Below are 13,540 nucleotides of genomic sequence, written 5' to 3'. Positions count from 1 at the left end.
GCACCGCGTCCGGCAACGGCTCCGCCGGCCCCGCGCCGTATGCGCAGCGGGTTCTCCCGAAGTGCCCGCCCCGCGGGTGTCACGCCCCGGGGGTGGGCGGTGTCTGGATGGGGACGGATCGTTTGAGCGAGGAGAGATCGTGACGTTGCGTGTTCCCAGGGCGGAGCTTCCCGGCGAGATGCGGGAGGCCATGGTGAAGCAGTTCGGTGAGTCGCCCGAGCCGGTGGAGGTGCTGTTCAACCACCCCGACGTGGCCGTCGACAATCTGGAGTTCGCCGCGAAGGCGGCCTCCTGGCGTGCCGTCGACGCGAGCCTGAAGTCGTTCGCCCACATGGCGGTCGCGGCCCTCGTCGGGTGCAGTTGGTGCCTCGACGTCGGCTACTTCCAGGCGCGGAACGAGGACCTCGATCTGGCCAAGGCCAGCCAGGTGCCGCGGTGGCGGGACTCGGACGTGTTCTCGCCGCTGGAGCGCGAGGTGATGGCGTACGCGGAGGCGATGTCCGTGACGCCGACCGCCGTCACCGACGAGCAGGCCGCGAGCCTGCTGGCGCAGCTCGGCTCCGCGGGGCTCGTGGAGCTGACCGCGTTCGTCGGGTTCGTCAATCTGTCGACACGGGCGAACACCGCCCACGGCGTCACCTCGCAGGGCTTCTCCGAGTCGTGCGAGATCCCGCTGGCCGGCCGCACGGAAGCCGCCGGCCGGGCATGACCACGGCGCCCGACGACCCGTTCGTCACCCACCGCAGCCTGCTCTTCACCGTCGCCTACGAGATCCTCGGCTCCGCCGCGGACGCGGAGGACGTCCTCCAGGAGTCCTGGCTGCGGTGGGCCGCCGCCGACCGGTCGGGGGTGCGGGACGCGCGGGCGTACCTCGTACGGACCGTCACCCGGCAGTCCCTCAACCGGCTGCGGACGCTGGCGCGGCGGCGCGAGGACTACGTCGGCGAGTGGCTGCCGGAGCCGCTGCTGACCACGCACGACGTGGCCGAGGACATCGTGCTCGCGGAGAGCGTGTCGATGGCGATGCTCACCGTGCTGGAGACGCTCGGGCCCACCGAGCGGGCGGTGTTCGTGCTCCGCGAGGTCTTCGACATGCCGTACGGCGAGATCGCCGAGGCCGTCGGCAAGCCGGCGGCCACCGTGCGGCAGATCGCCCGGCGGGCCCGCGGGCACGTGGCGGCCCGCCGGCCGCGGGTGCGGGTCAGCCCGTCCGAGCAGCAGGAGGTGGTGGAGCGGTTCCTGGCCGCGCTGCACACCGGCGAACTGCAGGAACTGCTGGCGGTCATGGCGCCCGACGTGGTCCTGGTCGCCGACGGTGGCGGGATCGTGGCCGCCGCGCTGACTCCGATCCGGGGGGCGAACCCGGTGGCGAAGCTGCTCGCGACCGCGAACCGGGCGGCGCTGGCGACGGCCGCCGTCTGGTTCAACGGCGCCCCCGCGGGCCGGGTCGAGTTCGACGGGGAGCCGGCGGCGGTGAGCCTGGAGCTGGCCGACGGGAAGATCACCCGGATCTACGTCGTACGCAATCCGCACAAGCTCACCCGCATCGACCACCCCGCCCGCCTCACCAGGTGACGCACGGACGCCGCGCGGTGCGGCGGACGGCCGGGTCTGCGCCGAATCCGGCTTCCTGTGCCGACTGCCGGACGGGGACCGGCTCCCACGGCACACTGGTGCGGGTCGAGCCCGTATTCGAACGCACGAGGAGCGCCGATCATGTCCGAGCAGCACTTACCCGACGGAACCATGTCACTGGACCAGCAGCGGCCGCACTCGGCGCGCGTCTGGGACTACTGGCTGGGCGGGAAGAGCAACTACGAGGTCGACCGTGAAGTCGGCGATCAGATGGCGGAGGTCGTGACCGACGTCGTGGAGGCCGCGCGGGCCGACCGCGGCTTCCTGATGCGGTCGGTGCGCCACTTCGCCGCCGATGCCGGGATCCGCCAGTTCCTCGACCTCGGCGCCGGACTGCCCACCAACCACAACACCCACGAGGTGGCGCAGGACCTGGCACCCGAGTCCCGGGTCGTCTACGTCGACAACGACCCGCTCGTGCTGCGGTACGCCGAGGCGCTGCTCACCAGCGGCCCGGAGGGCGCCACCAACTACGTCGACGCAGACGTGCGCGACGTGGCGGCGATCCTCGAACAGGCGGCGAAGACGCTGGACTTCAGCCGGCCCGTCGCCGTGATGATGCTGGGGATCGTGCAGTTCATCGTCGATGACGCGGAGGCGCGCGAGGTCGTGCGCCGGTTCGTCGCGGCCGTCCCCTCCGGCAGCTATCTGGCGCTCGCCCACCCCGTCAAGGGCGTGAGCGGCGAGGTGGACGGCGTTCTGCAGATGTGGAACGAGGCGAGCGTGGACCCGCAGACGCTCCGCACCCACGCCGACATCGCGGGCTACTTCGACGGCTTGGAGATCCTCGAACCGGGCGTCGTCCCCTGCGCCCAGTGGCGCCCCGACGACGCGGCGGTGGGCCAGAACCGCGCGGTGGCGCCCTGGCGGGTCTGCGCGGTGGGCCGAAAGCCCTGACGCCGCGCCGGGGGCGGCGCGGCTGAGCCTTACGCGGGCGGGTGGGCAAGTCCGGTCCACTTTGCCGTCATTGGCCTTGCTCCGGCCGCGCCCCCCGCCGGGATGATCCACCCCGCCCCGCAGCCGGCCGCTGCCTGAGGACGGCGAGGGGATCAGTCGTCGTCGGCGACCCGGATGATCGTCTTCCCGGGTGCACGCCGGCCGGGGGTGAACGCGGCCGGCGCCTCGGCGAGCGGCCGTACGCTCCCGACCAGCGGCTTGAGCCGGCCGTCCCGCAGCCGTCGCGCCAGGTACGCCAGGCGGTGACGGTCCGGTTCGACGACGAAGAAGACCGCCCGGCCGTCGCCCGGCCGGACCGTGGCCGGTTCGGCGATGGTCACCAGCGTGCCGCCGGGGCGGACGAGCGCGGCGGAGCGCGCGAGGATCTCGCCGCCGATGACGTCGAAGACCACGTCGCACTCGCCGGCGTCCTCCAGCCGCTCCGAGTCCAGGTCGACGAACGCGGCGGCGCCCAGCTCCAGGGCGGTGGCCCGGTCGGCGGCGCGGCCGGTGCCGACCACCCGGGCGCCCGCCTCGCGGGCCAGTTGCACGGCGATGGAGCCGACGCCGCCGGGCGGGAACTACCCGGCGGTCGCGGAGCCGACCGGATCCGGTGCGGCCGTCCGGGGCGCGGCGGCCTGGTCGGCCTCCACGCGCTCGCAGACGCGCGCGCACGAGTGGCTGATCAGCCGGGAGACGTGCATCTGCGAGATGCCCAGGTGGTCGGCGATGCCGCGCTGCGTCATGTCGCAGAAGAAGCGCAGGTAGAGGATCTCGCGCTCGCGTTCCGGCAGCCGGCTCAGATGCGGTCGCACGGCCTCGCGGTCCACGGCCTGGTCGAAGGCGGGCTCGGTGCTGCCGAAGGTGTCGAGGAGCGAGTAGCCGTCCTCGGTGCCGGGCAGGGCGGCGTCGAGGGAGAGCGTGGCGTAGCTCTCCCACGCCTCCAGGCCCGTACGCACCTCCTCCTCGGTCAGCCCCGCCGCCTCCGCGATGTCCGCGGTCGCCGGGAACCGGTCGTCTGCCGTGACGGCCAGCGACAGGCCCGCGCTGCGGACGCGGTTGCGCAGCTCCTGGACCCGGCGGGGCACGTGGACGCCCCACATGTGGTCACGGAAGTGGCGCTTCAGTTCACCGACGATCGTCGGCACGGCGAAGCTCTCGAAAGCGCTGCTGCGCCCCGCGTCGTACCGCCTCACCGCCTTCACCAGGCCGAGGTGCGCGACCTGCTCCAGGTCCTCAAGCGCCTCACCGCGGTTGCTGAACTGGCGGGCCAGCCGCGCGGCCATCGGCATCCACGCGCGTACGACCTCCTGCCGCAGGGCCTTCTTGTCCGGCCCCTCGGGCATCCCGGCGAGCCGGCGGAACTGCGCGGAGGTGTCGGGTGCGTCGTGGTGCGGGTGCTTTCTCGTTGCCCGGACGTGCGCCACGGGGGCCTCCCTCGGGCGAGTCGTGCGTGTTCGATTCTGAGGGGAGGACGACGGCGGCGGCACCGCCCGCCGGGACACCGGCCGCGGCCGGAGCGCCGGCGGCAGGGTGGCCGTGAACTCCTGCGGCGCGCCTCTGCTCCGAAGCACGCGAGCCGCCTGCCCGACGCCGTCTGATGCAAACAAGGCTCCTAGGGCCTGTTCCAGAATACGCCGGTACGGCACGCCGCACGAACGGTCGCCGCCCCGCCTCCAGACCGTCCGCCGGATCGCACTCGGCTACGCCACCGCCACCCACGGTGGCCCGTCCGGCGCCGTCGCGAGATCGCCCGTTAGGACCCGCCGGAGCGTGGTACCCGGAATGTCCGACCGGGGCACGGCGCGTACGTGACCGGACAGGCGCGCCGCCGTGCCCGCGGGCCGGGACAGCACACACCGCTCGGACAAGGAGCACGACATGACCTCCGCCGATGTGGATCCGGACGTCTCCATCGCACTCGGCCGACAGTTGCGCGTGGACGCGATACGGGCCGCTGCCGCCGCCGGATCCGGCCACCCGACCTCGTCGATGTCCGCGGCCGACCTGATGGCCGTGCTGCTCGCGAGGCATCTCCGCTATGACGTCGACCGCCCCGACCACCCCGGAGCGGACCGCCTGGTGCTGTCCAAGGGGCACGCCTCGCCGCTGCTGTACGCGGCGTTCAAGGCGGTCGGCGCCTTCGACGACGAGGAACTGCTGACGTTCAGGAAGCTGGGCAGCCGGCTGGAGGGGCATCCGACGCCGATGCTGCCGTGGGTCGACGTGGCCACCGGATCGCTCGGGCAGGGGCCGCCCATCGGCGTCGGCATGGCGCTGGCGGGCAAGCGGCTCGCGCACCTGCCGTACCGGGTGTGGGTGCTGTGCGGCGACAGCGAGCTGGCCGAGGGCGCGGTCTGGGAGGCGTTCGAGCACGCCGGGTACGAGCACCTGGGCAACCTCACCGTGATCGTCGACGTGAACCGGCTCGGCCAGCGCGGGCCCACCCGGCACGGCTGGGACCTGGACGCGTACGCCCGCAGGGCGCGGGCGTTCGGCTGGCACACCATCGAGATCGACGGGCACGACGTCGCCGCCGTCGACGCCGCGTACGCCGAGGCCGCGGACGTGACCGACCGGCCGACGGCCGTACTCGCCCGCACCGTGAAGGGCAGCGGGGTCGCCTCCGTGGCGAACCGGGAGGGCATGCACGGCAAGCCCCTGCCGGACCCCGAGGCGGCGATCGCCGAGCTGGGCGGCACCAGCGACCTGCGCGTCGAGCCGCACACCCCGCCGCCCGCGGTCGCGCCGCCGCGCGCGGCGGCGCCGTATCCGTTGCTGCCGCGGTACGACGTGGGGGACCCGGTGGCCACGCGCGACGCGTACGGGCAGGCGCTGGCGGCGCTCGGCACGGCGCGGCCGGACGTCGTCGCCCTGGACGGCGAGGTCGGCGACTCCACCCGCACCGAGTACTTCGCCAAGGAGCACCCCGACCGGTACTTCGAGTGCTACATCGCCGAGCAGCAGCTCGTCGCGGCGGGCGTCGGCATGCAGGCGTGCGGCTGGGTGCCGTTCGCCGCGACCTTCGCCGCGTTCCTGACCCGCGCCCACGACTTCGTGCGCATGGCCGCCGTCAGCCGGGCGAACCTCAGCCTGGTCGGCTCGCACGCCGGCGTCGCCATCGGCGAGGACGGCCCGTCGCAGATGGGTCTGGAGGACCTGGCGATGTTCCGCGCCGTGCACGGCAGCACGGTGCTGCACCCCTGCGACGCCAACCAGACCGCGCGGCTCGTCGCCGCCATGGCGGACGAGGAGCTGACCGGCGTGCGCTACCTGCGCACCATGCGCGGCGCCCGGCCCGTCCTCTACGGACCCGACGAGGACTTCCCGATCGGCGGCAGCAAGCTGCTGCGCGCCACGCCCGGCGACAGCGTGACCATCGCCGCGGCCGGGGTCACCGTGCACGAGGCGCTGGTCGCCGCCGAGTTGCTGGCCGCGGAGGGCATCGGGGCACACGTGCTCGACCTGTACTCCGTCAAGCCCGTCGACGTCACCGCACTGCGCGCGGCGGCGGAGCTGACCGGCCGGATCCTCACCGTCGAGGACCACCGCCCGGAGGGCGGCCTGGGCGACGCGGTGGCCGAGGTGTTCGCCGACGGCCGCGCCGTCCCGCGGCTCGCCCGGCTGGCGGTACGCACCATGCCCGGCTCGGCGACGGGAACGCAGCAGCTCGCGGCGGCGGGCATCGACGCGGAGGCGATCGCGGCGGGGGCCCGCAACCTCGTCGACGCGGAGGCCGCCCGGCCCGTATGACGGGGAGCGATACCGCATCGGCGGCGAGCGGAACGGTCCGGCCTCGGCCCTCGGCCGAGGCCGGACCGTGTGCCGCGATCGGGCACGGTGCGCTTACGACCCGTAGACGAAGCAGAACGGGTGCCCCGCCGGATCCGCGTACACGCGGAAGTCGCGCCTGCCCCCGTCGTCGTCGGTGTCCAGCGGCCTGGCGCCCAGCTTCAGCGCGTGCCGCTCGGCCGCCTCGATGTCCGTGACCCTCAGATCGAGGTGCAGTTGCTGCGAGTTGTCGTCGGCTCGCGGCCAGTTGGGTGGGCGCAGTCCGGGCGCGCGCTGGAAGGCGAGCCGGGTGCCGTCCGGCGCGAGGAGGTCGTACCAGTCGTCGCCGTTCGAACTCACCTCGCCCCCGAGCAGTCCCTGGTAGAACTCGGCCAGCCGGAGCGGCTCCGGGCAGTCCACCGCGACCAGGCAGAACGTGGCGACCGGCATGACGACCTCCTCGATGACGACGTGACCCACGCCGAATGCCCCGCGGGGCACGGGCTCAATCCGGTGCCCCACGGGTGGCGTACGTCGAAGTCCCCGGTCAGGCCTTGCCCAGCAGCTCCCGCACGCCCTCGGCCGTCAGAGCCATCTCTTCCGGCGTGCCCGCGTCGACGACCAGCGACGGACCGTCCGCGGGCCAGCCGCGGGCGAGGTCGCCGAGCTCGACCGCGTTGTACCGCTCGATCTCGGGGAAGACCTGCTCCAGGCGGTCGGGGGAGGTGAAGACCGGCACCAGCCGGGTGCCGTCGCCCTGCTCCACCACCGGCAGGCTCAGCGCCTGCGCCGGCCCGGGGGGCTCCTCGGCGGGGTCCGGGTCGGGCAGCAGCACCCGGCTCTCGGCGAGCGTGTGCAGCGCGTCCTGGTCCGGGCCGTTCTCGACGACGGTGTGCAGCGCCTGCTGCGCGGCAGAGCGCTGACCGTTCGGGTGGTACGTCATGGGTGTCCCTTCGCTGTGCGGTGCCGGAGGCCGGTCTCGGCCCGGGTTCCCCGGACGGGCGAGCTGAAACCGGAGAGCACTACTGACCTCTTTGTCCGTTTGATGGCGGATCCCCGGTGACTGACGATGGGGGCGTCGCACCCGGCCGGCAGCAGGGAGAAAGCGCTGCCGAGCCTGCGGGATCCGTAGTCGTCCGAAGCCTTCAGCCACGCGAAGGGGCACCTCCCGGCACCGGCAGCCGCTAGGCAGAGCGCACACGGGCGGTGACCTCGGTCGACATGTCGATCGACGTGGTGCGGATGACGGTGGGGGAGGGCGATACGGATTTCGCCGGCGGCTCAGGGGCCCGCCTGGTAGTCGCTGTCCATGTCCTCAAGGACCTCGTCCGGAGTGGCCTGTCCGCTGAAGACTTCCTGGAGACCGCTGAGCATGGTCTGCTGCACCTTGGCGTTGGGCCAGAGCTGGTCCATGAACGGCACCGTGCGATCGGCCTCGACGAACGCCGCCAGCTCGGCCAGCGCCGGACCGGCCTCGTGGCCCGTGCCGGGGAGGGACGGCAGGCCGCCCTGTTTCTCGGCGAAGAGGTTCATCCCATCCGGCGACATCACGAAGTTCACGAACTTCAGCGCCAGTTCCTCGTTCTTCGGCTCGGCGTTGACGCCGTAGCCGGCGCCCGCCGCGGCCGGGATGAGGGTGTCGGCCGGGTCGTCGGTGGCCGGGAGCGGCGCGAGGGTGAACGTGCCCTTCGGGTTCTTCTCCTTCAGCAGGGCGATCACCCAGTTGCCCTGGACGATGCCGAGTGTCTTGCCGGTGGCGGCGAGTTGCTGGCTGGCCTCGTAGCTGGTGCCCAGCGGGTTCTTCTGGAAGCAGCCGGTCTTCTCCATGGTCCGGTACTTGTCCAGGGCGGTCGTCCACGGTGACTGGGCGAAGGTGGCCCGGCCCGCCTGCATCTGCTCGTCGAAGTCCGGTTCCGGGCCGTAGACGGTGGTGGCGACCAGCGCGTACTGCACGACCTGGGTCACCCAGTTGTCCTGGTTGCCGAGGGCGAAGGCGGGGGTGCCCTCGGCGGCCGCGGCCCGGCAGAAGTCCAGCAGCTCGGTCCACGTCTCCGGCGGGGTCAGGCCGGCCTTCTCCATGGCCTGCTCGTTGTAGACCGCGCCGATGCCGTTGAGACCGAAGACCGCGTTGTACGTCTTGCCGTCGTGCTGCGCCACTCTTTGCACCGCGTCGGGGAGTTCGGCGGCCCAGGGCTGGTCGGAGAGGTCGCGCAGATAGCCCGGTTCGGCCAGGACGTAGGTGGCGGCGGGGTTGCCGTTGCCCGGCCAGACCGACATCACGTCGGGGGCGGTGCCGGAGGACAACTGAGTGCGGATCTGCTGCTGGTACTGGTCGGCGCCGCTGGTGGTGTAACGGACGTCGACGCCCGGGTTGGCCTTTTCGAACGCCTTGACGACCGCCTCGACGGAGCCCTGGTCGACCGAGGCGAGCGTCAGCGTCCGGGGGCCGTCGCCGCCGCCGGAGCCGGCCTCGGTGCCGCCGCTGCATGCGGCCAGGACGGCGGCTGCGGTCACGGCGGCGGTGAGAACCGTCGGTGTGCGTGTGTTCATGCTGTCTCCCTGGGGGACGTACGGGGGCCGGGGGCGGGCGGACGAGCGTCGTACGTCATCCCCGCAGCCCCGCCGCGAAGCCGCTGATGATGCTGCGCTGGAGCAGGAAGTAGACGATCAGGACGGGCAGGATGCTGATCACCAGCGCGGCGAAGACGAGGTTCCAGTCGGTGACGTACTGGCCGACGAAGCCGGCGATGGCGACCGGCATGGTCTGCTGGGCGCTGCCGCTGAGGTACAGCAGCGGGGTGAAGAAGTCGTTCCACACGATCACCGTGTTGAGCACCAGAGCGGTCACCGTGACCGGCTTCAGCAGCGGGAGGACGACGTGCCGGAAGCTCTGAAGCGGTGTGCAGCCGTCGATGAAGGCGGCGTCCTCGAAGTCGCGGGGCAGGGCGCGCAGGAAGCCGGTGTAGAGGAAGACGGTGAACGGCACCTGCAGGCCGGAGTGGAACAGGACCAGCGCCCAAGGGGTGCCGAGAAGCCCGAGGTCGCGCATGGTCTGGTACAGCGGCAGCGAGGCCAGTTGGAACGGCAGCACCAGGCCCAGCATGATCAGCAGGTACGTCCCCCGTGACCAGCGCGCCGTGACGCGCGCCAGCGGGTACGCCGCCAGTGCCGAGACGGCCAGGACGAAGGCGACGCTGCAGACCGTCACCAGCGCGCTGTTGGCCAGCGCCCCGCCGAGCGCGCCCTGCTGCCAGGCCTGGGTGAAGTTCTCCACCGTCGGCTCGGTGGTCGGGCGCAGGGGCGAGGAGACGTCGGAGGCCGGCCGCACGGCGAGGTTGATCAGGACGTACACCGGGAAGGCCACGACCAGGGCGGCCGCGATCATCGCCAGCTCCAGCACGAAGGTGCGGCGACGGTAGCGGTTCACGACGCGGCCCTCTCATGACGGGACAGCGCGAAGTACTGCCCGGTGGAGGCCACCGCCACGCGCGCCCGCCTGGAGCGCGTCGCCTCTCTCGTCCCGACCGTCGTCGTCGGCCGCCACGGCCGTTCCGGCGCGTACGACACCGTGGTGGACGACGACATCGCGGGCGCCGGACTGGTCGTCGACCACCTCGTGGCGCTCGGGCATCGCCGCATCGCCCACATCGAGCACCACGAGAGGGACCCGACACGCATCGCGGAGATGCCCAACACCCAGCGCGCCGAAGGCTACCGGCAGGCCATGCGGGCCCACGGCCTCGCCGAGGAGATCGACATCGTCTCCACCACCTACACCCAGGAGGGCGGCTACCGCGGCGCCCGGGAACTGCTCACGCGCACCCCCCGGCCCACGGCCGTCTTCGCCGGCGCGGACTTCGTCGCGATGGGCGTGCTGGAGGCGGTCGCCGAGGCCGGTCTCTCCGTTCCCGGCGACATCTCCCTCGCCGGATACGACAACACCGCCTTCGCCGCGTTCGAGCCCATCTCGCTGACGAGCGTCGACCAGGCGGGCAGCGAGATCGGCCAGAACGCCGTACGCCTCCTCCTGGAGCGCATCGCCGGCCGTAAGCCGTCGGTCCAGATCACGCTTTCCCCCACGCTGGTGCCGCGCCGGACCACCACGCCGCCGCCGCGGTAGGCGCCGGGACCGTACCGCCGCGCCGCGGCCCGCGGCCGGCTGTTCGGCTGCGCGCTCGCCCTCTTGACCGCTCCGGTCGGCCCTTCTACCGTTTGGCCGGTTTGCCGACCGCTGTTCGATATATCGAGCGACGCTCCGTCGTGCGGCGGCCGGTCGGTCCTGACCTCCTCCCCGGGCGAGAAGGGCGTACGCGACCCGTTCGTCATCCGCTCGCCCGAGGGCGACAAGTTCTACCTCCTCGCCACCGACCTCAGGATCCACGGCAGGCAGGGCTGGGACCACGCGACGAGACACGGCAGCAAGCACATCGAGGTCTGGGAGTCCACCGATCTGGTCCACCCCTCCGAGCAGCGCCACGTGCGGGTCTCCGCCGACACCGCGGGCATGACCTGGGCGCCCGAGGCCACGTACGACGAACGGCTCGGCGCCTACGTCGTCTACTGGGCGTCGAACCTCTACCGCGCCGACGATCCGGACCACGAGGAGACCGTCAACACCCGCCTGATGTACGCCACCACCCGCGACTTCCGCACGTTCTCCGAGCCCCGCGTCTGGAAGGACACCGGCGCCAACTCCATCGACGCCACCGTCGTCCGCGTCGGACGGCACTACTTCCGCTTCAGCACGGACGACGGCGTCATCGGCTCCTGCACCGCCGACATCGTCCTCGAACGCTCCACGTCCCTCACCGCGGTCGACCTGCCCGGGACCGAACCCCGGAACTGGGAGCTGGTGGACGACTGCCTCAGGACCGATGCCGGCATGGGCTGGCTGGAGGGCCCGACGGCCTTCAAGTCGAACACCGGGGACCGCTGGTACGTCTTCATGGACGAGTCCTCCGGCCGCGGATACACCCCCTTCACCACCCGTGAACTGGCCGATCCGGACTGGAACATCCCCGACGACTACGACATGCCCGCACGGCCCCGCCACGGCACGGTGCTGCCGGTCACCAAGGCCGAACTGGACCGCATCCGGGCCGCGTTCCCGGAATGAAGCCGCCGGTCAGCCGCGCAGCAGGTTCCGCGCCACCTCCACGTCGGTGATGAGGGTGTTGATCCAGCCGCCGCGGATCGCGCCGAGGATCGCCGTCTCCTTGTCCAGACCGCCGGCGACCCCGACGCGCCGTTCGACGGCACGGAGCCGGTCAGGGGCGATACCGATGATGCGGTCGCTGAACGGCGCGTCGACGAGCTGTCCGGCGTCGTCGAAGTACCGGGCGCAGACGTCGCCGACGGCTCCCAGTTCCTTGAGCTGCCGCCGGTCGTCCGCGGTGATGGCGTTGCCGGAGCGGCGCAGCAGCGGGGAGGGATCGAGGGTGCCGATGCCGAGGAGGGCCACCGTGAGCCGGGACCACGCCCGCATGGCCTCGGCCATGGCCGGCTCGCGCCCAAGCAGGTCGCGCAGTTCACGGCTGCCCACCAGGGCGGCCGACGGGGCGAACACGGGCCGTGCTCCCGTCAGTTCCGCGAGGCGGCTGGTGAGCCTGGTGGCGTGCAGTTGCACTTCCGGGCTCCCGGCGCCGCCGATGATCTGCACGACCTCCCGGGCCGTGGACGACGTCTTGGCGCGCATGACGTTGACCGACTCCAGGAGGGTCGCGCTCCAGGACGATACGCCGATGACGTCGCCCGACACGAGGGTGGCGTCGAGGTACGTGGCGGTGGCGGCGGCCAGCGCGGGGGTCACCTCGGCTACGGCGCCCTCCACCTCCACGACGACGGCGTCGCGCAGCCCGTAGCGTTCGACGAGGGCGTCCTCGAGTTCCGCGTGCACGCCTTCGGGCGAGACGACGACGGTCCGCACCACACCGCGCTGGACGGCTTCCCTGAGCAGGCGGGAAACCCGCGGCTGGGACATGTGGAGCCGGGCCGCTATTTCGGGTTGCCGCACCCCGCGCTCGTGGTACATGCGGGCCACCTTGACCAGGAGCCGCATATGGTCGGGGCTCGGAGTGGACAACGCCGCCGCCACCGTACCTCCCTCTCTTCTCGAATCCGGGCGTGCGGGCCGGTCGTCAGGCCGCACCTACCGACGCGGGCAGACTACCGTCGTGTCCGTACGCGCCGGCGCAACGATCAGCGCCTGGCGAAGAGGCCGAATTCGCCGGCGTTCTCCTTGGTGACGAGTTCGCAGTCGATGGCCTGCTTCTCGGGCTGTCCCGTCTTGCCGGTCTCGATGAACTTGTCCGCCTGCCGCACCGCCTGTTCGGCTCCGAGTGCGGCCGGCTGCAGTACGGTCGCCCGCATGTGTCCGGCCTTGATCTGGGCGATGGCGTCCGGACTTCCGTCGAAGCCGACCACGATGACGTCGGTCTGCTTGGCCGCTTTCAGCGCGGCCACCGCGCCGAGGGCCATGGTGTCGTTGCCGGCGATGACTCCGTCGATATCCGGGTGGCGCTGGAGGATCGTCTCCATCTTGCTGAACGCCTCCTGCTGGTCCCAGTTCGCCGTCTGCCGGGCCACGCGCTTCATGTCGGGGTACTGCGAAATCACATCGGCGAATCCCTTGGAACGCACACCGGCGTTGGTGTCGGACTCCTTGCCGGTGAGTTCGACGTAGTCGCCCTTCCCCTCCATCGCCCCGACGAACTCCTGACCTGCGAGCTGGGCTCCCTGCGCGTTGTTGGAGACGATCTGCGCCTTCGCGATTCCGGTCTCGTTGATCTCGCGGTCGATGAGGAAGACGGGGATGCCGGCCTCGGTGGCCTTGCGCACCGGGCCGATCGAGGCGTCGGCGCCGGCGTTGTCGAGAATGATCGCCGCGGAATCCCGGGCGATGGCGCCGTCGATGAGTTCGCTCTGCTTGTTGGGGTCGTCGTCGTGCGAGGCGACCGACGTGTCGTAGCCGAGCTTCTCGGCCTCCTTCTTCGCCGCATCGGCCTCGGCCTTGAAGAACGGGTTGTCCGACGGTGGAGTGATGATGGTGATCAGGTTGCTGCCCGAAGAACCGGAATCGGAATCGGACCCGGATCCCTCGTCGGAATCCCCGCACGCGGTCAGCATCAGCAGGGTGCCGGCGAGAGCGGCGGCTCCGGTGGCGGTGAGGCGGCGGTTGCGATGGGACATGCTGGTCTCC

13 protein-coding genes and 1 pseudogene are annotated in these 13,540 nt (G+C 72.0%); 6 read left to right on the top strand and 8 right to left on the bottom strand.

What is annotated here, in order from left to right; all coding sequences use genetic code 11:
• Positions 1 to 139 precede the first annotated feature (139 nt).
• The 3 genes from OG946_RS05610 (at position 140) to OG946_RS05600 (ending at position 2,532) form a co-directional block, all read left to right on the top strand.
• Entirely contained in the window at positions 140 to 709 is a 570-nt protein-coding gene (locus OG946_RS05610) for a carboxymuconolactone decarboxylase family protein (RefSeq protein WP_326795039.1), read from the top strand.
• Positions 706 to 1,575 (top strand): RNA polymerase sigma-70 factor, encoded by an 870-nt coding sequence (locus tag OG946_RS05605; protein WP_326795038.1) that lies wholly within the window; start codon positions 706 to 708, stop codon positions 1,573 to 1,575. Before OG946_RS05610 ends, OG946_RS05605 begins: the two co-directional genes overlap by 4 nt.
• 141 nt (positions 1,576 to 1,716) lie before the next feature.
• Entirely contained in the window at positions 1,717 to 2,532 is an 816-nt protein-coding gene (locus OG946_RS05600) for an SAM-dependent methyltransferase (RefSeq protein ID WP_326795037.1), read from the top strand.
• 152 nt (positions 2,533 to 2,684) lie between these two features.
• Here OG946_RS05600 and OG946_RS05595 read toward each other — a convergent pair.
• Together OG946_RS05595 and OG946_RS05590 are read right to left on the bottom strand one after the other, a co-directional pair.
• A pseudogene (locus tag OG946_RS05595) lies at positions 2,685 to 3,143 on the bottom strand (zinc-binding dehydrogenase); the annotation flags it as partial.
• A gap of 9 nt (positions 3,144 to 3,152) precedes the next feature.
• A complete protein-coding gene (locus tag OG946_RS05590) occupies positions 3,153 to 3,998 on the bottom strand; it encodes a SigB/SigF/SigG family RNA polymerase sigma factor (RefSeq protein WP_326795036.1) in 846 nt (281 codons plus the stop codon).
• Between the two features lie 454 nt (positions 3,999 to 4,452).
• Here OG946_RS05590 and OG946_RS05585 point away from each other — a divergent pair, with 454 nt between their 5' ends.
• Positions 4,453 to 6,324, top strand: a complete 1,872-nt coding sequence (locus OG946_RS05585) for a transketolase (protein WP_326795035.1) — start codon at positions 4,453 to 4,455, stop codon at positions 6,322 to 6,324.
• A 93-nt stretch (positions 6,325 to 6,417) separates the two neighbouring features.
• Here OG946_RS05585 and OG946_RS05580 read toward each other — a convergent pair whose 3' ends face one another.
• The 4 genes from OG946_RS05580 to OG946_RS05565 all read right to left on the bottom strand — a co-directional run bounded on the left by OG946_RS05580 (position 6,418) and on the right by OG946_RS05565 (position 9,769).
• The gene (locus OG946_RS05580; RefSeq protein ID WP_326800154.1) at positions 6,418 to 6,792 is read right to left on the bottom strand and encodes a VOC family protein; all 375 of its coding nucleotides are present in this window, start codon (positions 6,790 to 6,792) and stop codon (positions 6,418 to 6,420) included.
• Between the two features lie 97 nt (positions 6,793 to 6,889).
• Positions 6,890 to 7,285 (bottom strand): SseB family protein, encoded by a 396-nt coding sequence (locus tag OG946_RS05575; RefSeq protein ID WP_326795034.1) that lies wholly within the window; start codon positions 7,283 to 7,285, stop codon positions 6,890 to 6,892.
• Between the two features lie 338 nt (positions 7,286 to 7,623).
• A complete protein-coding gene (locus tag OG946_RS05570; protein ID WP_326795033.1) occupies positions 7,624 to 8,892 on the bottom strand; it encodes an ABC transporter substrate-binding protein in 1,269 nt (422 codons plus the stop codon).
• A 55-nt stretch (positions 8,893 to 8,947) separates the two neighbouring features.
• Entirely contained in the window at positions 8,948 to 9,769 is an 822-nt protein-coding gene (locus tag OG946_RS05565) for a carbohydrate ABC transporter permease (RefSeq protein WP_326795032.1), read from the bottom strand.
• Between the two features lie 42 nt (positions 9,770 to 9,811).
• Here OG946_RS05565 and OG946_RS05560 point away from each other — a divergent pair, with 42 nt between their 5' ends.
• Both OG946_RS05560 and OG946_RS05555 read left to right on the top strand, forming a co-directional pair.
• Positions 9,812 to 10,462, top strand: coding sequence for a substrate-binding domain-containing protein (locus OG946_RS05560; protein WP_326795031.1), 651 nt, complete (start codon positions 9,812 to 9,814; stop codon positions 10,460 to 10,462).
• A gap of 63 nt (positions 10,463 to 10,525) precedes the next feature.
• On the top strand, positions 10,526 to 11,458 hold the full coding sequence (locus tag OG946_RS05555) for a glycoside hydrolase family 43 protein (protein WP_326795030.1): 933 nt from the start codon (positions 10,526 to 10,528) through the stop codon (positions 11,456 to 11,458).
• Positions 11,459 to 11,467: 9 nt separating this feature from the next.
• Here the strand turns inward: OG946_RS05555 and OG946_RS05550 are convergent, their stop codons facing one another.
• Complete coding sequence (locus OG946_RS05550; RefSeq protein WP_326795029.1) at positions 11,468 to 12,373, bottom strand: sugar-binding transcriptional regulator; 906 nt, start codon at positions 12,371 to 12,373, stop codon at positions 11,468 to 11,470.
• Positions 12,374 to 12,540: 167 nt separating this feature from the next.
• Positions 12,541 to 13,530 (bottom strand): D-ribose ABC transporter substrate-binding protein, encoded by a 990-nt coding sequence (locus OG946_RS05545; RefSeq protein ID WP_326795028.1) that lies wholly within the window; start codon positions 13,528 to 13,530, stop codon positions 12,541 to 12,543.
• Positions 13,531 to 13,540: the final 10 nt, after the last annotated feature.

The organism is Streptomyces sp. NBC_01808 (genome assembly GCF_035917395.1).
Taxonomy (GTDB): Bacteria; Actinomycetota; Actinomycetes; order Streptomycetales; family Streptomycetaceae; genus Streptomyces.
The sequence above is the reverse complement of the archived record's forward strand: the minus strand, read 5'-3'. Positions and strand labels throughout refer to the sequence as shown.